We start from the raw sequence: 19,676 nt of genomic DNA, 5'->3' as shown, positions 1-19,676 counted from the left end.
CGCAGATCATGAGCGACACCAGCGACACCAGTGCCATCGACCCGACCGTCATCGCCGAACTGACGCGGCTGCGCGAAAGCATCGACAACATCGACGCCGCGGTCGTGCACATGCTCGCCGAGCGCTTCAAGTGCACCCAGCAGGTCGGCGTCCTCAAGGCCGAGCACCAGCTCCCGCCCGCCGACCCCGCCCGCGAGGCCCGCCAGATCGCCCGGCTGCGGGAACTCGCCGAGAGCGCGAAACTGGACCCGGCCTTCGCGGAGAAACTCCTGAACTTCATCATCGCCGAGGTCATCCGGCACCACGAGACGATTGCGGACGGAGCACGCTGATGGGCCGCGTCACTGTCTTCACCCTCGGAGGCACCATCTCCGCCCGAGGCGGTGACGCCGCCCGCATGACCGGCCAGGAGGTCCTCGCCGGACTCGGCGCCCCCGAGGACGTCGAGCTGCGGGACTTCCGCCGCGTCCCCAGCTCCACCCTCTCCTTCGAGGACCTCGCCGCCCTCGCCGACGAGGTCCGCAAGGCCGTCGCGGACGGCTCCGGCGTGGTCGTCGTCCAGGGCACCGACACCCTGGAGGAGACCGCCTTCCTCCTCGACCTGCTCTGCACCACCGAGCAGCCCATCGCGGTCACCGGCGCCATGCGCCGGCCCGACCTGCCCGGCGCCGACGGCCCCGCCAACCTCGCCGCCGCGCTCGCCGTCGCCGCCGACCCCGCCTGCCGGAACCTCGGCGTCCTCGTCGTCCTCGCCGACGAGATCCACGCCGCCCGCCTCGCCCGCAAGACCCACACCACCTCGATCGCCACCTTCGCCTCACCCGGCGCCGGACCGATCGGCACCGTCGTCGAGGGCGAGCCCCGGATCCTGCTCCGCCCCGCCGCCCCCACCACGCTCTGCGCCCTGAAGCTCGACCCCGCCGTAAGGGTCGCCCTGGTGACCCTCTCCCTCGGCGACCGCGGCGAACTCCTCGACGCCGTCGACGACCGCTTCCAGGGCCTCGTCGTCGCCGCCTTCGGCGCCGGACACGCCCCCGCCCCGCTCGTCGAACCCCTCGCCGAGATCGCCCGCCGCATCCCCGTCGTCCTGGCCTCCCGCACCGGCGGCGGCGCGACCCTCTCGCACACCTACCGCAGCCCCGGCTCCGAGTACGACCTGCTGCACCACGGACTGATCCCCGCGGGCCCGCTCGACCCCGCCAAGGCCCGGATCCTGCTCCACACCCTCATCTCCAGCGGAGCCGCCGGACCGACCGGCTACGACCGGCCCCGCATCGCCGCCGCCTTCACCCACCTGAACGGCTCCGGCCTGGCCTGAGGCCCCACACCCCCTGCCCCGGAAGAGAGTGATCGGGCAGCATAGGGCCCATGTCCGTACTGACGCGCGACGAAGCGCAGACCCGTGCCCAGCTCCTCGACGTCCACCACTACCGCGTGGACCTCGACCTCACCACCGGCGACGAGACCTTCGAGTCACAGAGCCTCATCCGCTTCACGGCCCGCGCCGCGGGGGACACCTTCGTCGAGCTCAAGCCCGAGACCCTGCACTCCGCCGTCCTCGACGACGAGCCCCTCGACGTCACCACCCTCGACGGCAACCGGCTCCCGCTGACCCTCACCGAGGGCGAGCACACCCTGCGCATCAGCACCACCATGCGGTACTCCCGCACCGGCGAGGGCATGCACCGCTTCACCGACCCCACCGACGGCGAGTCGTACGTCTACACCCAGCTGTTCATGGAGGACGTCCAGCGCGTCTTCGCCGGCTTCGACCAGCCCGACCTGAAGGCCGTCTTCGAGGTGGGCGTCAAGGCCCCCGAGGGCTGGACCGTCCTCTCCAACGGCATCACCGAGCGGCAGGAGGACGGCCGCTGGCAGGCCGCCCCCACCCCGCTGCTCTCCACCTACCTCGTCTGCGTCGCCGCCGGCCCCTTCCACAGCATCCGCACCGAGCACGCCGGCCTGCCCTTCGGCATCCACTGCCGCCGCTCCCTCGCCGCCCACCTCGACGCCGACGCCGACGAGATCCTCGCCGTCACCAAGGCCTGCTACGACCGCTACCACGAGAAGTTCGAGGAGCCCTACCCCTTCGACTCGTACGACCAGGCCTTCGTCCCCGAGTTCAACGCCGGCGCCATGGAGAACCCCGGACTCGTCACCTTCCGCGACGAGTTCGTCTTCCGCTCCGCCGTCACCGTCACCGAACGCCAGACCCGCGCCATGGTCATCGCCCACGAGATGGCCCACATGTGGTTCGGCGACCTCGTCACCCTGCGCTGGTGGGACGACATCTGGCTGAACGAGTCCTTCGCCGAGTACATGGGCTACCAGACCATCAACGAGGCCTGCTCCGACCTCTTCCCCGACACCTGGATCGACTTCGGCGTCACCCGCAAGTCCTGGGGATACGAGGCGGACCAGCGGCCCTCCACCCACGCCGTCGCCCCCGACCCGGAAGCCGTCCCCGACACCGCATCCGCCCTCCTCAACTTCGACGGCATCTCCTACGCCAAGGGCGCCTCCGCCCTGCGCCAGCTCGTCGCCTGGCTCGGCGAGAAGGACTTCCTCGCCGGCATCAACATCCACTTCAAGCGCCACAAGTTCGGCAACGCCACCCTCGCCGACTTCATCGACAACCTGGCCGCCGCCACCGACCGCGACGTCCACGGCTGGGCCGCACAGTGGCTGCGCACCACCGGCGTCGACGTCCTCACCCCCCGCCTCGACGGCGAGGGCACCCACTGGCAGCTCGCCGTCGACCGCGACGGCAGCCGCCCGCACCGCATCCGGGCCGGGATCTACGACCGGCAGCCCGACGGCGAACTCGCCCTGCGCGAGCACCGCGAGCTCGACGTCCCGCAGGAGGCGCCCGCCGAGCTCGCGGGCCCGCGCCCCGCCCTCGTCGTCCTCAACGACGGCGACCTCACCTACACCAAGCTCCGCTTCGACGAGATCTCCGGCGAATCCGCCCTCCGCGGCCTCTCCCGCATCCCCGACGCCCTCACCCGGGCCGTCGTCTGGAACGCGATGCGCGACATGGTCCGCGACGGCGAACTGGAGCCCGCCGCCTACCTGGAGACCGCCCTCGCGCACCTGCCCGAGGAGACCGAACTCGCCCTCGTCCAGGGCGTCCTCGGCTTCGCCCGCACCCAGATCGCCGACCGGTACGTCCCCGAGGCCGAGCGGCCCGCCGCCCTCGCCACCCTCAGCGAGATCGCCCGCGCCCTGCTGCGCCGCACCGAGGACGGCGAGGAGCCCGGACTGCGGCTCACCGCCGTCCGCGCCTGCATCGACAGCGCCACCACCCCCGACAAGATCGCCTCCTGGCTCGACGAGGGCACCGTCCACGGCGGCCCGGAGCTCGACCCCGAGCTGCGCTGGCGGATCCTCGCCCGCCTCGCCGTCCTCGGCGCCACCGACGAGACCGCGATCGCCGCCGAACTGGAGCGGGACCCCAGCGCCACCGGCCAGGAGGGCGCCGCCCGCTGCCGGGCCTCCCTGCCCACCCCCGAGGCGAAGGCCGCCGCCTGGTCGGCGCTCTTCGACTCCGACGACCTCTCCAACTACCTCTTCACCGCCACCGCCCGGGGCTTCTGGCAGCCCGAACAGGCCGAGCTCGTACGGGAGTACGTGCCGCGCTTCTACGCGGCGGCCGTCGCGCTCGGCGACCGCCGGGGCCCCGCGATGGGCGAGGCCGCCGGCCGCTACGCCTTCCCCGCGTACGCGATCGACGCCGACTCCCTGGCCCTCGGCGAGTCCCACCTCGCGGACGACAGGATGATCCCCGCCCTCCACCGCTGGCTCGTCGACCAGCTCGACGACCTGCGCCGGGCCCTGCGCTTCCGCGGCTAGACCGGTCCTCCCGACCAGTCCCAGCCGGTCAGCGCCGCGTGCATCAGGCGCGCGGCGCCGGCCGGACGGCCGTCGGCGTACCGGAGCAGGGTGAGGGTACGCCGGCAGTCGGGGCTGTCCACGGCGATCCAGGCGACGGGGGCGCGGGTCGCGCTGCGCCGGGCCATGTCCGGGATGAGGCCGATGCCGAGCCCTGCCGCCACCAGGATCGCGGTGGCGCTGGGCTCGTCGCCCTCGCAGACGATCCGCGGGGGCGCCTGGCCGTTCCCGGTGAAGAGCCGGTCGAGGAGCCTGCGCTGCCAGTGGCCCGTGCGTGTGGTCACGAAGGGCTCGTCGGCGAGCTCGCCGACGGTCACCGAGTCCCGGCCCGCCAGCGGGTGGTCGAGCGGCGCGACCACCCACACCGCCTCGTCGAGCAGCCGGACCGCCTCCAGGCCCTCCTGCGGGAACGGCTGCGAGGCGACGCAGAGGTCCACCTCCTGGCTGCGCAGACTGCGGGCCATCTCCTCGGCGGCCATCTGATGGAGCTCGACCTCGACTCCGGGATGGGCCCGCTTGAACGCCCCCAGCGGCCCGGTCAGGGTCAGGAACGTCTCCGAGGCCACCCGTACGGTGCCGAACTCCCCGCCCGAGATCGCGGCGACGGCCCGGCGGCCCGCGTCCAGCTCCCCGAGGGACCGCTCGACGTGCCGAAGGAAGACCCTCCCCGCGTCGTTCAGCCGGAGCCGGCCGACCCGGTCGAACAGCGGAGTGCCCAGCTCGCTCTCCAGCCGGGCCACGGTGCGGCTCAACGAGGGCTGGGCCACACGGAGTTCCTCGGCCGCGCGGCTGAGGTGCTCCAGGCGGGCCACGACGACGAACTGGCGGAGCGCGTGGAGATCCATCATGCCCCCAGGGTCATATCCCGATAGCGATACTGATCTTGGACAGATTATCGCCCCGGCCATAGCGTCATGACCGTTCCGCGCCGACAACCAGGGGGAGAGCGCGTCATGTTGAGGGGTGTGTGGAGAGCCGCCGTCACGGCGCACGTGGTGGCGGTCTTCGGCCAGCCGGTGTTCGCCGGCGTCTATCTGAGCGGCGACTTCGACGGTCTCGGCATGCACGGGACGGGCGCCGACGTCGTCACCTCGCTCTGCCTCGTCCAGCTCGTCGTCGCGATCGTGGTCTGGGCGCGGCTGCGCCGCTCCTGGCCGTTCTTCGTCACGCTGGGGCTCGCGGTCGCCGAGACGGTGCAGTACTTCGCCGGGGCCGCCGGGGCGCTGTGGCTCCACATCCCCCTGGGCGTGTTCACCGTCGCGGCCGTCGTCGTGCTGTTCACGGCGGTGTGGCTGCGGCCGCTGGAGCGCCGGGAGGCCGTCGATGCCTGAGCCGACCAGGCGCCGGGTCCTCGCTGTCGGCGGGGCGCTCGGACTGATGGCGGCCGGCGGTCTCACGGCGGCCGCCGGCCTGTCCCGCCGCCCGGCGGCCACCGGGGCGGAACTCCGCAGCGGGGTACCGCTGCCGCCGCCGTTCCGGGTGCCGCTGCCGCTGCCGTCGGTGGTGAAGCCGGTCGCCACGTCCGGCGGTGCGGACCGCTACGAGATCGTCCAGCGTGAGGTGACGGCGGAGATCCTGCCCGGCGTACGGACACGGCTGTGGACGTACGGCGGTACGTTCCCGGGGCCCACGATCGAGTCGCGGCGGGGCCGCCCGGTCACGGTCTCGCACCGCAACGAACTGCCCGTGCCGACGGTCGTGCACCTGCACGGCGGACGCACGCCCGCGGCCTCGGACGGCTACCCGACGGACCTGGTGCTGCCCGAGGGCTGGAGCGGCCATGCCGGCGGCCACCACGGGGGGATGCACGACCCGCGGGCGGTGACGACCGAACTCACCCGGGACTACACCTTCCCGATGGACCAGCGGCCGACGCTGCTCTGGTACCACGACCACCGGATGGACTTCACCGCCCCGGCGATCTGGCGGGGCCTCGCCGGACTGCACATCGTGCGCGACGACGCCGAGGAGGCCCTCGGACTGCCGTCGGGGCCGCGCGAACTGCCCCTGATGATCGCGGACCGTTCCTTCGCCGCCGACGGCAGCCTCGACTACCCGTCCCTCGACCCCACGCTGCGGGGCCGCCCGGGCGTCCGCGAGCCCTACGTGGCCGGGGTCCTCGGCGACGTGGTCCTCGTCAACGGCGCGCCCTGGCCCGTGCACGAGGTCGACGCGGCCCGCTACCGGCTGCGCCTCCTGAACGCGTCGAACGCCCGGCACTACGAGCTGGCGTTCGTCGACGAGGGCGACGGGCGCATGCTCGAGTTCGCCCAGATCGGGTCGGACCAGGGCCTGCTGGCGGCACCCGTGAAGCACTTCACGCTGCCGGTCGCCCCGGCCGAACGCTACGACCTGGTCGTCGACTTCGCCCGAGTCCCGGTCGGGACCCTGGTGAAGCTCGTCAACCGCCTGGGCTCCGGCCGCACCCGTGACGTGATGGCCTTCAGGGTGACCCGCAAGGCGGCGGACGACAGTCGCGTCCCGCCCGTCCTCTCGCCGGACCTCCCGAGGTGGCGGCGGTCGGAGGCGGTCCGGGTCCGCGACTTCTCCTTCCGCGCGGGCCGCATGGGCGAGGACGGCGGCCACGGCTGGCTGATCGGAGGCCTCCCCTTCGACCCCGCTCGCAGCGATGTCACGGTCCGCCTCGGCGACGTGGAGATCTGGCGCCTGGTCGCGGACGTCCACCACCCCGTCCACCTCCACCTGACGGGCTTCCGCATCCTCTCCCGGGGCGGCGAGGCGCCGCTGCCGCACGACGGGGGCCTGAAGGACACGGTGTCCCTCCGGCCGGGCGAATCGGCGGAGATCATCACGCGGTGGGAGGGCTACCGGGGCCGGTACCTCTTCCACTGCCACAACGCGGAACACGAGGACATGGGCATGATGGCAAACCTCCAGGTCACCTGAACCACCCCCGTTGTGGGCAGGCGTTCCGCAAGGGGCGGTGCCCACCCGCAACGGAGCGGCGCCGTCCCCGTTGTGGGCAGGCGTTCCGCGAGGGGCGGAACGGGTGGGCACAACGGACGGCGCCCCTGCCGGCGCCAGAGGCTTCCGCGCCTGGACCCGCACCCCGTGCACCGATCCGGTGGTGCGGGTCCAGGCTCGGAACGCAGAGGCGCCGCTGAAGGGCGCCGTCCCGTGTGCCCACCCGTCCCGCCCTGCGGGACGATTGCCCACACGGCGCCGGGGCGCGGACGCGTCGCGTGTCCCTCGTTCGGGTCACATCGGGGGACTCCCCGGACAGCGCCCCGCAAGGCCCGCCACCCTGTCGTCCATGCGTGCCGCACCCCCGCCCCTCGCCTCCGACCCCACCGCCCTCAGCCGCCTCCTCGGCACGGTCCTCGACGCCCTCCGCGAGGGCGCGCAGGTCAGGGGCGGCCCCCTGCCGGCGGGAGGACCGGAGGCCGTGGCCCGGCGGATCGCGGCGCTCGGAGCCGTACTCCCCGACACCGGCACCGGACCCGACGAAGCCCTCCGTACCCTCGTGCAGGCCCTCGCCGAGGGCGCCGCCGACCCCGCTCACCCCCTCTGCGCCGCCCACCTCCACACCCCGCCCCTCGCACTCGCCGCGGCCGCCGATCTCGCCGCCTCGGCGCTGAATCCGTCCATGGACTCCTGGGACCAGGCCCCCGCGGCCTCCGCCCTGGAGGCCGAGGTCACGGCAGCCCTGGCCGCCGAGGTCTTCCCCGAAGCGGAAGCCCCCGACGCGCTGGTCACCACCGGCGGCACGGAGTCCAACCAGCTCGCGCTGCTCCTCGCCCGGGAGCGGCACGGAGCCGGACTGCGGATCGTCGTCGGCGCCAACGCCCACCACTCCTTCCGTCGCGCCGCCTGGCTCCTCGGCATGGCAGAGCCGGTCACCGTGCCCACCCCGACAGGGGTCATGGATCCGGCGGCCCTCGCCGAGGCCCTGGACCGGGAGACGGGGCCCGTTCTCGTCGCCGCCACCGCCGGGACCACCGACGAGGGCCTGATCGACCCGCTCCCCGCGATCGCCGACGTCTGCGGGCACGCGACCTCCCGCGCCGAGCTGCACGTCGACGCCGCGTACGGCGGGCCCGTCCTTTTCAGCCGTACCCACCGCCGTCTCCTCGACGGCCTCGACCGGGCCCGTACCGTCACCGTCGACCTGCACAAACTCGGCTGGCAGCCGGCCGCCGCGGGACTCCTCGCCGTACGCGACACCGCCGACCTCGCCGTCCTCGGCCACACCGCGGACTACCTCAACGCCGACGACGACACCGAGGCCGGTCTCCCCGACCTCCTCGGCCGTTCCCTGCGCACCACCCGCCGCCCCGACGTCCTCAAGACCGCGGTGACGCTCCGGGCCCTCGGCCGCACCGGCCTCGGCGGGCTCGTCGACACGTGCATGGACCTCGCCCAGGAGCTCGCCGATCTGGTGGAGAAGGCCCCCGGCCTCGACCTCAGGGAACGCCCCACCCTCACCACCGTCCTCTTCCGGCCCACCGGCGCCGACGACACGACCGTCGCCGCGATCCGCCGCACCCTCCTCGCCGAGGGCCGCGCCGTCCTCGGCCGGGCGCGGGCCGACGGCCGTCTCTGGCTCAAGGCCACCCTGCTCAACCCCCGCACCACCTCCGGCGACCTCGCCCGGATCCTCACCCTCGTGGAAGGCAGCACGCACCGATGACCGGCAGCACCCCCGAGCAGGACCTCGACCAGCCCCACGACCTGGTGGGCGTCGGCATCGGCCCCTTCAACCTCTCGCTCGCCGCCCTCGCGCACGGCGTCCCCGGCGGCCTCGCCGCCGCCTTCTACGAGCAGCGGCCGGCCTTCCACTGGCACCCGGGGCTGCTCCTCGACGGCGCCACCCTCCAGGTCCCGTTCCTGGCCGACCTGGTGACCCTCGCCGACCCCGCGAGCCCCTGGACCTTCCTCAACTACCTGAAGAGCCGCGAGCGCCTCTTCCCCTTCTACTTCGCCGAGAGGTTCCACATCCAGCGCGCCGAGTACGACGCCTACTGCCGCTGGGTCAGCGAGCGGCTCCCCGGCCTGCACTTCGGCCACCAGGTCGACTCCGTCCGCTGGAACCCCGAGCGGCGCCTCTTCGAGGTCGACTTCACCCAGATCGACCCGGCGGGCGAGGCCGAGGCCCTGGGCCGCGCCTACACCCGGAACGTGGTCCTGGGCGTCGGCACCGAGCCGTACGTCCCCGAGCCGCTCCGTCCGCTCGCCGACGCCCCCGGCATCCCGGTGATCCACTCCGCCGACTACCTCACCCACCGCGAGACGCTGCTGCGCGCCGGTCACGTCACCGTCATCGGTTCCGGCCAGTCCGGCGCCGAGGTCTTCCTCGACCTGCTCCGCGCCCGTCCCGCCGGAGCCGAGCGCATCCACTGGCTCGCCCGCACCGAGGCCTTCGCGCCCATGGAGTACTCGAAGCTCGGCCTGGAGCACTTCACCCCCGACTACACCCGCTACTTCCACGCCCTGCCCGAGCCGGTGCGCGGCGAACTCGTGCCCCGCCAGTGGCAGTTGCACAAGGGCATCGACGCGGACACCATCGCCGCCATCCACGACGAGCTCTACCGCCGCACCCTGCACGGCGGCTGGCCCGACGCCGTCCTCACCCCCGGCGTCCGGGTCCGCACCGCGGGCCGGGTCGCCACCACCCAGGTCGAACTGCACCTGGAGCACGTCCAGGAGGGCAGCCGCTCCCGGCTCACCACCGACGCCGTCGTCCTCGCGACCGGCTACCGGGAGCGCCCGGTGGACCGGATGCTCGCCGGACTCGACCCGTATCTGCGGCATGACGCCGCCGGCCGCGCGCGGGTCGACGAGCGGTACCGGCTGGTCCTCGACCCGTCCGTCACCGGCTCCGTGTACGTCCAGAACGCCGAGCGGCACACCCATGGTGTCGGCGCCCCCGACCTGGGCCTCGCGGCCTGGCGCAGCGCGACCATCCTCAACTCGGTCACCGGCAAGGAGCCGTACCCGCTGCCGCGCCGCACGGCCTTCACCACCTTCGGCCTGGAGACGCGAGAGGCGCCGAGCATCCCGGCCCAGGACCGGAAGCTGACGCCTCTCGCTCAGAACGTGTGACGACTAGAAGACCGGAACGCCGTCCCGGGTCAGCTTCCAGCCCACCGATGCGAAGGTGCCCGGGTCGACCGTGCCCTTGGCCTTCACCCACTGGATGATCGTGTTGCGGATCTCGTCCGAGTTCGCCCACAGCTGCTGGGCCTTGGCGACGTGCGGGAAGGCGCCGCCGCCGGAGGCGCGGTAGTTGTTGACCGCGAGGACGAACTGCGCGGCCGGGTCGAGCGGCTTGCCCTGGAAGGACAGGCCGCTGATCCGCTGCCCGACGGGCTTGGCGATGTCGATGTCGTACGTCAGGCCCGACACGGCGTCGTAGTTGTAGTCGGGGGTGGCGTCCGCGTTGGTGAGCTTCGCGGTGTCGACGGGCGCGCCCGCCGGGGTCTGGACGTAGTACTTCGCCGAGTACTCCAGGTAGTCCTTCAGCTGGGCGCCCGTCATCAGTCGGGCCTCCAGGGTGTTCTCGAAGGGGTAGAGGCCGGCGGCGTCCTTGATGCTGATCTCGCCGGCCGGGATCCGGGCCGTGCGGGAGAAGCAGGAGGCCTGCGAGAGCACCGGAAGACCGGCGTACGCGCCGCCCGCGAGCGCCGCCTTCACCGTCTCGGCCTGGACGACGTTGATCAGGTCGATGATCGGCTCGTCCTTCCACGGCGCGTCGGCCGTGGTCATGGCCGCCGTGGAGGTGCCGATGACCTGGTTGACGTACGCGACGACCTTCTTGTGCTCGTCCGCGAGCAGCCCGGTGATCTCCGGGTCCTCGGCGACCGTGTTGGAGTTGAGGACCTGCGCGCCGGCCTTCTCGACGACCCAGCGGCCCTTCTCCCACACCAGGTCGAAGGAGAAGAGGGTGAGGCGCTGGCCCCACTTCAGCGGCTCGGAGAGGACGACGTCCTTGCCGGTCTCCTTGTTCTTCACCCGGTACTCGGGGATCTCGGTGTGCGCGTGGCCGACGAGGATCGCGTCGATGCCCGGGACCTGCTCGGCGACGAGCCCGGCGGCGTTCTCGATGTACGGGAGCTGGTCACCGTACGAGGAGGTGCCGGAGGAGCCGGAGTGCGCCGAGACGACCACGACGTCGGCGCCCATGGAGCGCAGCTTCGGCACCCACTTCGCCGCCTGCTCCTCCAGGCCGGGGAAGACCATCTTGCCGGTGACGTTCGCCTTGTCCCAGATGGCGATGCCCGGGTTGGTCAGGCCCAGGACCGCGACCTTGACGTCCCTGCCGTGCGGGGTGCGCAGACAGTGCATGCTGTACGGCGCGAAGGCCGGGCGCAGGGTCTTGGCGTCGAGCGCGTTGGCGCCGAGCAGCGGGAAGTCGCACTGCTCCTCGAACTTCCGGAGCACCGGGATGCCGTAGTTGAACTCGTGGTTGCCGAGCGCGGCGGCGTCGTAGCCGATGGCGTTCATGGCCTGGGCCATGGGGTGGACGGGGCCGCCGGTCTGCGTGATCGGGTCGACCTTGGCGTAGTAGTAGGACAGCTGGGTGCCCTGGATGGTGTCGCCGGCGTCGATGAGGAGCGTGTTCTCCTCGCCCTTCTCCGCGCGCACCTGGTCGACCAGGGTGGAGATCTTGGCGAGGCCGACGTCGTTGTGCGCCTTGTCGTCGAACTCCTTGTCCGTGAAGTAGTCCCAGTTGAAGACGTTGCCGTGCAGGTCGGTGGTGCCCATCACGGTGAACGAGTACCGCTTCTGCGGACGCGGCCGGCCGTTGCCGAGGGGCTCGGCGGCGGCCTCGGCGGGAACGGCGGCGACTCCGGCGACGGCCACTCCGGCCCCGGCGGCGGCCGAGCGCTCCAGGAACGTCCTGCGGTTCAGCGGCATCTGTTTTCTCCCCTTTGGTTCTGTGGCGCCGGCGCCAACCGTGGCGCACAACGCGCGTAGATTCTGGCTCAGACCGCACCGTCGCAACAGTCCTTGTGGGTTACGGAGTGGGAAAGTGTTCGGTATGACACAGCCACACGCGACCCCGGACGCGCCCCAGGTGACGGTCCGTGGCGAAGGACGTCTGGAGATCGAGCCCGAGCTCGCCCGGATCTGGGTGACCGTCTCCGCCCGGGGGACGGACCGCGCGGAGACGCTCGCCGATCTGACCCGCCGCAACGCGCGGGTGCTCGACCTGGTCAAGGCGCTCGGCGACGCGGTCGAGAAGCTGGAGACGGGCAGCTTCTCGCTCTCCCCCGAGCTGACCCGGAAGGGGCGGGGGGAGCGCGTGCACGCCTATACGGGCCGGGTGCGGCTGACGGCCGAGCTGACCGACTTCACCGCGCTCGGCGAGCTGGTGACCCGGCTGGCCGACCTGGAGATGACGAGCGTCGACGGCCCCTGGTGGACCCTGCGACCGGCCTCCCCGGCGTACGCGGAGGCGCGCGGGCGTGCGGTCGAGGAGGCGGTGCAGCGGGCCCGGGCCTACGCGGAGGCGCTCGGCACCTCGCTCGCCTCACTCCTCGAACTGTCGGACGCCGGGCTCGCGGAGCCGCTGCGGCCGCGGCGCGGCGGCTTCGGCGGGGCGGCCGTGGCCTACTCGGCGGAGGCGGCCGGCGAGGCGCCGCCGCTCGATCTCGAACCGCAGCGGCAGACGGTCACGGCCGAGGTCGTGGCCCGGTTCACGATGAGGCCGCCCGCACTCTGAGACGGGGGGCTCGGGGGCGCGAAAATCGCTCATCGGAGCACGCCGGTGCACAGATTCAAGACTTGTCAACAAGCTTTCACGGAAAGGTTGTTGAGTAGTCATGCCGAGCCAATTTCCTACTGATGGGTAAGGCCTAGGCTCGACTCATGCGCCGAGCGAAAATCGTTTGTACCCTTGGGCCCGCCACCGAAACATACGACCAGATCAAGGCGTTGATCGAGGCCGGAATGGACGTGGCCCGCTTCAACCTCAGCCACGGCAGCTATGCCGAGCACGAGGAGCGCTACCAGCGCGTCCGCAAAGCCGCCGACGAGACCGGCCGCAGCGTCGGGGTCCTCGCCGACCTTCAAGGCCCGAAGATCCGCCTCGGCCGCTTCCGCGAGGGGCCCGTACTCCTTGAACGCGGCGACGAGTTCACCATCACCGTCGAGCCCAGGGAGGGCGACCGCCACGGCTGCGGGACGACCTACGCCGGCCTCGCCGGGGACGTGACCCCGGGCGAGCGCGTCCTCGTCGACGACGGCCGCGTCACCCTGGAGGTCACCTCCGTCGACGGCCCGCGCGTGCGCACCCGCGTGATCGAGGGCGGCATGGTCTCCGACCACAAGGGCCTCAACCTGCCCGGGGTCGCCGTCTCCGTCCCCGCCCTGTCCGAGAAGGACATCGAGGACCTGCGCTGGGCGCTGCGCACCGGCGCCGACGTCGTCGCCCTCTCCTTCGTCCGCAGCGCCCGCGACATCGACGACGTGCACCGGATCATGGACGAGGAGGGCCGCCGGCTCCCCGTCATCGCCAAGATCGAGAAGCCGCAGGCCGTCGAGAACATCGAGGAGATCGTCGCCGCCTTCGACGGCATCATGGTCGCCCGCGGCGACCTGGGCGTCGAGATGCCCCTGGAGCAGGTGCCGATCGTCCAGAAGCGCGCCGTGAAGCTGGCCAAGCGCAACGCCAAGCCGGTCATCGTCGCCACCCAGATGCTCGACTCGATGATCGACAACTCCCGCCCCACGCGCGCCGAGGCGAGCGACGTGGCGAACGCGGTCATCGACGGCACCGACGCCGTGATGCTCTCCGGCGAGACCAGCGTCGGCCGCTACCCGATCGAGACGGTCCGCACCATGAGCCGGATCGTCGAGGCCGCGGAGGAGGACATCCTCGCCAAGGGGCTTCCGCCGCTCACCGAGCGGAACAAGCCGCGCACCCAGGGCGGCGCGGTGGCCCGCGCGGCCGCCGAGATGGGCGACTTCCTGGGCGCCAGGTTCCTGGTGGCGTTCACCCAGTCCGGCGACACGGTCAAGCGGCTCTCCCGCTACCGCTCGCCGATCCCGCTGCTCGCCTTCACGCCGGACCCGGCGACCCGCTCCCAGCTCAACCTGACGTGGGGCGTCGAGACCTTCCTCGGCCCGCACGTGGACTCCACGGACGCGATGGTGGCCCAGGTCGACGAGGAGCTGCTGCGGATCGGCCGCTGCCGGCCGGGCGACATCGTGGTCATCACGGCGGGCTCCCCGCCGGGCGTCGCGGGCTCCACGAACCTGGTCAGGGTCCACCACATCGGAGAACCACTCGCCTAGGGTCTAGAGTCTCAATCCTTGGAATCAAAGGTAAAGTGCCCCGGGTGGGATTCGAACCCACGCTGTATGGTGTTTGAGACCACTGCCTCTTCCGCTGGGCTACCGGGGCATCCTTCGAAACGAAGGTCGGTGATCACCCGCCGTGTCCCTACCTTACAGGAGGTAGGTAGGCTCATGGGGAGCAGTATCCGCCTCGGAACGAGGCCATCGAACGAGGAGCCCGCGTGACCGCCCCCGAGTCGCCCCAGCCCGCCGACGACGCCGAGGCGTCGCACGTCCCGCCGCTGACGACCCGCGTCGTCATCGCCGAGGACGAGGCCCTCATCCGCCTCGACCTCAAAGAGATGCTGGAGGAAGAGGGCTACACGGTCGTCGGCGAGGCCGGGGACGGCCAGACGGCCGTCGAGCTCGCCCGCGAGCACCGCCCCGACCTCGTCATCCTCGACGTGAAGATGCCCGTCCTCGACGGCATCTCGGCCGCCGAGAAGATCGCCGGCGAGTCCATCGCCCCGGTCCTCATGCTGACCGCCTTCTCGCAGCGCGAGCTCGTCGAGCGGGCCCGGGACGCCGGCGCCATGGCGTACCTGGTGAAGCCGTTCAGCAAGAGCGACGTGGTGCCGGCCATCGAGATGGCCGTCTCCCGCTTCGCCGAGCTCCGCGCCCTGGAGAAGGAGGTCGCCGACCTCTCCCAGCGCCTGGAGACCCGCAAGCTCGTCGACCGCGCCAAGTCGATCCTGCAGACCCAGTACGGCCTGACGGAGCCCGCGGCCTTCCGCTGGATCCAGAAGACCTCGATGGACCGCCGCATGTCGATGCAGCAGGTCGCCGAGGCCGTCATCGAGGACGCCGAGGAGAAGAAGGCGGCCAAGGGGCAGTAGTTGCCCATTGCTTCCGTACACGAGAAGGCCCGCCCCACGACCTTGTGGGGCGGGCCTTCGGTTCGTGGGGCTCAGTCCTCGCCGAGGTACGCCTTGCGGACGGACTCGTCGTGGAGCAGGTCCTGCCCCGTGCCCGAGAGCACGATCTTGCCGATCTCCATGACGTGACCGTGGTCCGCCAGGGCGAGCGCGGCCTGGGCGTTCTGCTCGACGAGCAGGATCGTGGTGCCCTGGGCCTTCAGCTCGGCGATCGTCGCCATGATCTTCTGCATCATGATCGGCGAGAGACCCATCGAGGGCTCGTCGAGCATGAGCAGCTTCGGCTGGGACATCAGCGCCCTGCCCATCGCGAGCATCTGCTGCTCACCGCCGGAGAGCGTGCCCGCGGCCTGCTTGCGACGCTCGCCCAGGATCGGGAAGAGGTCGTAGGCGCGCTGGACGTCCTTGGCGATGCCGGCGGTGTCCTTCCGGAGGAAGGCGCCGAGGAGGAGGTTCTCCTCGATCGTCATCCGGGGGAAGATGTGCCGGCCCTCGGGGGAGTGGGCCAGACCCAGCGAGACGATCTTGTGCGCGGGGATCTTGCGGAGGGACTTGCCCTCGAACTTGATCTGGCCGCCGACCGGCTTGAGGAGCCCGGAGAGGGTCCGCAGGGTGGTGGTCTTCCCGGCGCCGTTGGTGCCGATGAGGGTGACGACCTCACCGGCGTCGACGGAGAAGGAGATGCCCTTGACGGCCTCGATCTTTCCGTAGGCGACGCGCAGGTCCTCGACTTCGAGCAGTGCGGTCATGCGTCGTTCTCCTTGCTGTCCTCCGAGGGCTCCTCGTCGGTGTCTGCGGCGGGCTCGTCGGCCGCCGGGGCCTCGTCGGCCGGGGCCTCGGAGGTCTCGTCGTCCTCGGAGGTCTCCGAGTCCTCGACCGAGGAGTCCTCCGGGCCGTCCTCCGACTCCTCCTCCGCGACCTCCTCGGCGGCGGCGGCGGCCGGAGCCGCCTCGACCGGCTCGCCCAGGTACGCGGCGATGACCCGCTCGTCGCCCTGGACGGTCGCGCTGTCGCCCTCGATCAGCTTCTGGCCCTGGACGAGCACGGCGACCCGGTCGCAGAGGTTGAAGATGAACCGCATGTCGTGCTCGATGACGAGCACGGCGATGCCCATGTCCCGGATGGCGAAGATGAGTTCCTCCGCCGCCCGCGTCTCCTGCGGGTTCATGCCGGCGGTGGGCTCGTCGAGCAGGATCAGACCGGGGTCGCTCGCGAGGGCGCGGGCGATCTCCAGCTTGCGCTGCTCTCCGTACGGGAGGTTCTTGGCGAGGTGCTGCGCCTTGTCCTGGAGGCCGATGAACTCCAGGAGCTCCATGGCCCGCTTCTCGGAGGCCGCCTCGGCCTTCTTGAAGCCGGGGCCGCGGAGCAGGGCCGACCAGAGGCCCTCCTTGGTGCGGGTGTGACGTCCGACGAGGACGTTCTCCAGGACCGTCATGTTGCCGAAGAGACGGATGTTCTGGAAGGTGCGCGCGATACCGGCCGCGGTGACCTTGAACGACTTCGGCGGGAGGACCTGGCCCTTGTAGCGGACCTCGCCCTCGGTCGGGATGTAGAGACCGGTGAGGCAGTTGAAGAAGGTGGTCTTGCCGGCGCCGTTGGGGCCGATGAGACCGACGATCTCGCCGCTGTTCACGGTGAGGTTCACATCGCGCACGGCGGTGAGGCCGCCGAACCGCATGGTGACCCCGCGCGCGTCGAGCACGGTCTCGCGGGCGGCCGGCTCGGTGGTGGCCTCGGCCTTGTTGGTGGTGGTCGTCATGGTTCAGGCACCTGCCTTGGCGAGCGTGGCGGGCGTCTCGTCGTTCTCGTGGAACTCCAGCTGGTTGCGCCGGTTGGCGATCATGCCCTCCGGGCGGAAGCGCATGAGCAGGATCAGCGCGACACCGAAGGCGAGCAGCTGGTATTCGCCCATGAACTGGAGCTTGTTGGGGATCAGGAAGAGCAGCGACGCACCGACCAGCGGACCGCTCATGGTGCCCATGCCGCCGAGGACGACGGCCGCGAGCAGGAAGGCGGAGTTGGGCGGGATGGGACCGGCGAAGACGTACTGCTCCGGGGTCACCGTGTAGGTGACGTGCGCCTGCACGGTGCCGGCCAGGCCGGCGAGCGAGGCGCCGAGCGCGAAGGCGATGAGCTTGACCCGGAAGCCGTTGATGCCCATGGCGAGCGCCGCGGTCTCGTCCTCGCGGATGGCGACCCAGGCGCGGCCGATGCGGGAGTCGCCGCTGCGCCGGAAGACCAGCACGACGACCGCCATGATCAGCAGCATCAGGAAGAAGTAGTTCGCGAACCGGCCGATCGTGAAGCCGGCGATGGAGTGCTCGGCGCCGAAGTCGAACCCGAACATGTCGAGGTTCGGGATGGACGCGATGCCGTTGGAGCCGTTGGTGATGTCGGGGCCGGAGGTGCCGTCGGCGTTCATCACGGCGATACGGAAGATCTCACCGAAACCGAGGGTGACGATGGCGAGGTAGTCGCCGCGCAGTCGCAGCGTCGGGGCGCCGATGAGCACACCGAACACCAGGGACGCGGCCGCGCCGACCAGGACGGCGGCCCAGAAGGGCAGGTGGATGCCGAACGGCGAGGTCGGGGCGCCCGAGACGAGGGCGGCCGCGTAGGCGCCGACGCCGAGGAAGGCGACGTAACCGAGGTCGAGGAGACCGGCGAGGCCGACGACGATGTTCAGGCCCAGGGCGACCGTGGCGAAGATCAGGATGTAGACGCCGAGCGTCGCGTACTGGTCGTCGGTCTGGGTGAAGGGGAAGAGCGCCGCGGCGGTGAACGCGCCCGCGATGGACAGGTTCTGGTGCTTGCCCGTGAGCTGCGTGGCCTGCGCCGTGAGCCCCGACTTGTTGACCGCCGCGAAGCCGATGCCGGTCGTGATCAGGAAGCCGAGGAACTGCTCGTCGTACTCGGTGCCGACACCGTAGGTGAAGACGCCCAGCGCCACGGCGAGGACTCCGGCGATGATCAGGATCTCGACGGCGGAGTTCATGGCCGGCAGCTTGCGCACGGGGCCACTGGAGAAGGAGGACCGGAAGGTCGCCCAGCCGTTGCTCCAGCGGTGCTTGAACTGGTCCCAGCCGGCGTCCTCGGGGTCCACCGGAAGCAGCTTCGGCCGCTCGAAGGGGAGCGCGAAGGCGCCGAGGAGAGCGAGCAGGGTGGCGAGCGCGACGACCGCGCCGCCCGGCTCCAGGTTGACCGGGCCGCCGAGCTCGACGCTGATCGCGCCGACCGTGAACCAGGCGGCCGCGAAGTTGGCCAGCGCGGCGAGCTTGAGGGCTCCGTCGCCGCCGGCCGGGGTCAGCCAGCGGGTGCCCTTGACGCCGTACGAGGAGAGGGCGAAGAGGGTGGTCAGCAGGCCGGTGACCAGGACCTGGAGCTGGAGGCCGCCGGGGTTGCCGTAGAACGTGAGGTCACCCGGGAAGCGGGCGGTCCAGGTCCAGGCGAGGAAACAGCTGGCGACGGTGAGGACGCCGCCGCCCAGGGCGAGCGGGCGGGCGATGCCGGCCGGGATGAAGCCGATGAGGCCGTTCGCCTCGGGGGAGGCCTCGGCGGCCGTGGGTGCGTTGGGGTTCTCGGAGATGGTGGTCATGGTGCTCACGCCCTGTCCGCGACGCGCTCGCCGAGCAGGCCTTGTGGCCGGGCGAGGAGTACGACGATGAGGAGTACGAAGGCCCAGACGTCGGCCCAGGACTGGCCGCCGAGCTGCTGCATGCCGGGGATGTGGGCGATGTAGGCCGTCGCCATCGTCTCGGCGATGCCGAGGACGAGTCCGCCGATCATGGCCCCGTAGATGTTGCCGATGCCGCCGAGGACCGCGGCCGTGAAGGCCTTGAGTCCGAGGAGGAAGCCCATCTTGAAGTCGACGACGCCGTACTTGAGGCCGTAGGCCACGGCACCGACGGCGGCGAACGCGGCGCCGAGGGCGAACGCGATCACGATGATCCGGTCGGTGTTGACGCCCATGAGCTTCGCGGTGTCCGGGTCCTGCGCCGTGGCCTGCATGCCGCGACCGGTGCGCGTGCGCATGACGAAGAAGGCGAGGAAGGCCATGCAGACGGGGGCGGCGATCAGCAGGAAGACGTCGCCGGTCTGGATGGTGACCGGTCCGAGCTCGATCGGGCCGCCGGGGATCTGCGGGAAGGTCCGGGCGGACTTCGCCTCCGGGTACAGGGACCAGACGGCCTGCTGGAGGGCGAGCGAGAGACCGATGGCGGTGATGAGCGGGGCGAGGCGGGGGCCACCGCGCAGCGGGCGGTAGGCCAGGCGTTCCGCCCCGACGGCTATCGTCGTCGCGACGAGGATGGCACCGATCAGCATGAGGGGCAGAGCGATCCACATGGTGGTGCCGGTGGGCAGGATGAGCCAGACCGTGAGCGCCCCGAAGCCGCCGGTCATGAAGATCTCGCCATGGGCGAAGTTGATGAGCTGGACGATGCCGTAGACCATCGTGTAGCCGACGGCGACGAGCCCGTACATGGATCCCAGTAGCAGGCCGTTGACCAGCTGCTGCGGCAGTTCGTTCACCGCATTGTCCTCCGAGACTTTCGACGGATGTGACACCGCGCGGGGAGCCTGTGTGGCGCCCCCGCGCGGTGAAGGTGG

Annotated in this window: 16 protein-coding genes and 1 tRNA gene; 10 read left to right on the top strand and 7 right to left on the bottom strand. The window is 71.5% G+C overall.

The genetic code is table 11. The features are described from left to right. Positions 1-8: 8 nt before the first annotated feature. From AB5J54_RS10675 to pepN, 3 genes are read left to right on the top strand one after another with little or no spacing between them, the layout of a single operon-like run. Positions 9-332 (top strand): chorismate mutase, encoded by a 324-nt coding sequence (locus tag AB5J54_RS10675; protein WP_041128714.1) that lies wholly within the window; start codon positions 9-11, stop codon positions 330-332. After that, the gene (locus tag AB5J54_RS10670) at positions 332-1,318 is read left to right on the top strand and encodes an asparaginase (RefSeq protein WP_369143679.1); all 987 of its coding nucleotides are present in this window, start codon (positions 332-334) and stop codon (positions 1,316-1,318) included. The genes AB5J54_RS10675 and AB5J54_RS10670 overlap by 1 nt, the downstream gene beginning before the upstream one ends. A 50-nt stretch (positions 1,319-1,368) precedes the next feature. Then, positions 1,369-3,852 (top strand): aminopeptidase N, encoded by a 2,484-nt coding sequence (pepN, locus tag AB5J54_RS10665; protein WP_369143678.1) that lies wholly within the window; start codon positions 1,369-1,371, stop codon positions 3,850-3,852. Here pepN and AB5J54_RS10660 read toward each other — a convergent pair. Beyond that, positions 3,849-4,739, bottom strand: coding sequence for a LysR family transcriptional regulator (locus AB5J54_RS10660; RefSeq protein ID WP_369143677.1), 891 nt, complete (start codon positions 4,737-4,739; stop codon positions 3,849-3,851). The two genes, pepN and AB5J54_RS10660, sit on opposite strands and share 4 nt — an antisense overlap. Positions 4,740-4,844: 105 nt before the next feature. Between AB5J54_RS10660 and AB5J54_RS10655 the strand changes: the two genes are divergently transcribed. The 4 genes from AB5J54_RS10655 (at position 4,845) to AB5J54_RS10640 (ending at position 9,954) form a co-directional block, all read left to right on the top strand. Then, on the top strand, positions 4,845-5,222 hold the full coding sequence (locus AB5J54_RS10655) for a hypothetical protein (protein ID WP_369143676.1): 378 nt from the start codon (positions 4,845-4,847) through the stop codon (positions 5,220-5,222). Further along, positions 5,215-6,798, top strand: coding sequence for a multicopper oxidase family protein (locus tag AB5J54_RS10650; RefSeq protein WP_369143675.1), 1,584 nt, complete (start codon positions 5,215-5,217; stop codon positions 6,796-6,798). The genes AB5J54_RS10655 and AB5J54_RS10650 overlap by 8 nt, the downstream gene beginning before the upstream one ends. Positions 6,799-7,165: 367 nt before the next feature. Further along, the gene (locus AB5J54_RS10645; protein ID WP_369143674.1) at positions 7,166-8,542 is read left to right on the top strand and encodes an aspartate aminotransferase family protein; all 1,377 of its coding nucleotides are present in this window, start codon (positions 7,166-7,168) and stop codon (positions 8,540-8,542) included. Next, positions 8,539-9,954 (top strand): lysine N(6)-hydroxylase/L-ornithine N(5)-oxygenase family protein, encoded by a 1,416-nt coding sequence (locus AB5J54_RS10640; RefSeq protein ID WP_369143673.1) that lies wholly within the window; start codon positions 8,539-8,541, stop codon positions 9,952-9,954. The genes AB5J54_RS10645 and AB5J54_RS10640 overlap by 4 nt, the downstream gene beginning before the upstream one ends. A gap of 3 nt (positions 9,955-9,957) precedes the next feature. Here the strand turns inward: AB5J54_RS10640 and AB5J54_RS10635 are convergent, their stop codons facing one another. Next, entirely contained in the window at positions 9,958-11,769 is a 1,812-nt protein-coding gene (locus tag AB5J54_RS10635; RefSeq protein WP_369143672.1) for a bifunctional UDP-sugar hydrolase/5'-nucleotidase, read from the bottom strand. A 124-nt stretch (positions 11,770-11,893) separates the two neighbouring features. On the opposite strand from AB5J54_RS10635, the gene AB5J54_RS10630 reads away from it, so the two are divergent. Next, positions 11,894-12,577, top strand: a complete 684-nt coding sequence (locus AB5J54_RS10630) for an SIMPL domain-containing protein (RefSeq protein ID WP_369143671.1) — start codon at positions 11,894-11,896, stop codon at positions 12,575-12,577. Between the two features lie 146 nt (positions 12,578-12,723). After that, on the top strand, positions 12,724-14,151 hold the full coding sequence (pyk, locus tag AB5J54_RS10625; RefSeq protein WP_369143670.1) for a pyruvate kinase: 1,428 nt from the start codon (positions 12,724-12,726) through the stop codon (positions 14,149-14,151). 36 nt (positions 14,152-14,187) lie between these two features. Here the strand turns inward: pyk and AB5J54_RS10620 are convergent. Next, positions 14,188-14,260 (bottom strand) — tRNA-Leu (locus AB5J54_RS10620). 115 nt (positions 14,261-14,375) lie between these two features. On the opposite strand from AB5J54_RS10620, the gene AB5J54_RS10615 reads away from it, so the two are divergent. Then, positions 14,376-15,029: an ANTAR domain-containing response regulator gene (locus AB5J54_RS10615; RefSeq protein ID WP_369143669.1), complete on the top strand. Its 654-nt coding sequence runs from the start codon at positions 14,376-14,378 to the stop codon at positions 15,027-15,029. 71 nt (positions 15,030-15,100) lie between these two features. Here AB5J54_RS10615 and AB5J54_RS10610 read toward each other — a convergent pair whose 3' ends face one another. From AB5J54_RS10610 to AB5J54_RS10595, 4 genes are read right to left on the bottom strand one after another with little or no spacing between them, the layout of a single operon-like run. Further along, positions 15,101-15,817, bottom strand: coding sequence for an ABC transporter ATP-binding protein (locus AB5J54_RS10610; protein WP_369143668.1), 717 nt, complete (start codon positions 15,815-15,817; stop codon positions 15,101-15,103). Further along, positions 15,814-16,827, bottom strand: a complete 1,014-nt coding sequence (locus tag AB5J54_RS10605) for an ABC transporter ATP-binding protein (RefSeq protein WP_369143667.1) — start codon at positions 16,825-16,827, stop codon at positions 15,814-15,816. The genes AB5J54_RS10610 and AB5J54_RS10605 overlap by 4 nt, the downstream gene beginning before the upstream one ends. 3 nt (positions 16,828-16,830) lie before the next feature. Then, the gene (locus AB5J54_RS10600) at positions 16,831-18,663 is read right to left on the bottom strand and encodes a branched-chain amino acid ABC transporter permease (protein ID WP_369143666.1); all 1,833 of its coding nucleotides are present in this window, start codon (positions 18,661-18,663) and stop codon (positions 16,831-16,833) included. Between the two features lie 5 nt (positions 18,664-18,668). Continuing rightward, a complete protein-coding gene (locus tag AB5J54_RS10595) occupies positions 18,669-19,598 on the bottom strand; it encodes a branched-chain amino acid ABC transporter permease (RefSeq protein ID WP_369143665.1) in 930 nt (309 codons plus the stop codon). Between the last annotated feature and the right edge of the window lie 78 nt (positions 19,599-19,676).

This window comes from Streptomyces sp. R44, from assembly GCF_041053105.1.
Lineage (GTDB): Bacteria > Actinomycetota > Actinomycetes > Streptomycetales > Streptomycetaceae > Streptomyces.
The sequence above is the reverse complement of the archived record's forward strand: the minus strand, read 5'-3'. Positions and strand labels throughout refer to the sequence as shown.

Bases quoted from the DNA above. Each gene is read 5' to 3' on its own strand.
- AB5J54_RS10670 (WP_369143679.1), top strand. From the start codon at position 332: ATGGGCCGCGTCACTGTCTTCACCCTCGGAGGCACCATCTCCGCCCGA.
- AB5J54_RS10635 (WP_369143672.1), bottom strand. From the start codon at position 11,769: ATGCCGCTGAACCGCAGGACGTTCCTGGAGCGCTCGGCCGCCGCCGGG.
- AB5J54_RS10640 (WP_369143673.1), top strand. From the start codon at position 8,539: ATGACCGGCAGCACCCCCGAGCAGGACCTCGACCAGCCCCACGACCTG.
- AB5J54_RS10655 (WP_369143676.1), top strand. From the start codon at position 4,845: ATGTTGAGGGGTGTGTGGAGAGCCGCCGTCACGGCGCACGTGGTGGCG.
- AB5J54_RS10675 (WP_041128714.1), top strand. From the start codon at position 9: ATGAGCGACACCAGCGACACCAGTGCCATCGACCCGACCGTCATCGCC.
- AB5J54_RS10650 (WP_369143675.1), top strand. From the start codon at position 5,215: ATGCCTGAGCCGACCAGGCGCCGGGTCCTCGCTGTCGGCGGGGCGCTC.
- pepN (WP_369143678.1), top strand. From the start codon at position 1,369: ATGTCCGTACTGACGCGCGACGAAGCGCAGACCCGTGCCCAGCTCCTC.
- AB5J54_RS10605 (WP_369143667.1), bottom strand. From the start codon at position 16,827: ATGACGACCACCACCAACAAGGCCGAGGCCACCACCGAGCCGGCCGCC.
- AB5J54_RS10645 (WP_369143674.1), top strand. From the start codon at position 7,166: ATGCGTGCCGCACCCCCGCCCCTCGCCTCCGACCCCACCGCCCTCAGC.
- AB5J54_RS10610 (WP_369143668.1), bottom strand. From the start codon at position 15,817: ATGACCGCACTGCTCGAAGTCGAGGACCTGCGCGTCGCCTACGGAAAG.
- pyk (WP_369143670.1), top strand. From the start codon at position 12,724: ATGCGCCGAGCGAAAATCGTTTGTACCCTTGGGCCCGCCACCGAAACA.
- AB5J54_RS10630 (WP_369143671.1), top strand. From the start codon at position 11,894: ATGACACAGCCACACGCGACCCCGGACGCGCCCCAGGTGACGGTCCGT.
- AB5J54_RS10600 (WP_369143666.1), bottom strand. From the start codon at position 18,663: ATGACCACCATCTCCGAGAACCCCAACGCACCCACGGCCGCCGAGGCC.
- AB5J54_RS10660 (WP_369143677.1), bottom strand. From the start codon at position 4,739: ATGATGGATCTCCACGCGCTCCGCCAGTTCGTCGTCGTGGCCCGCCTG.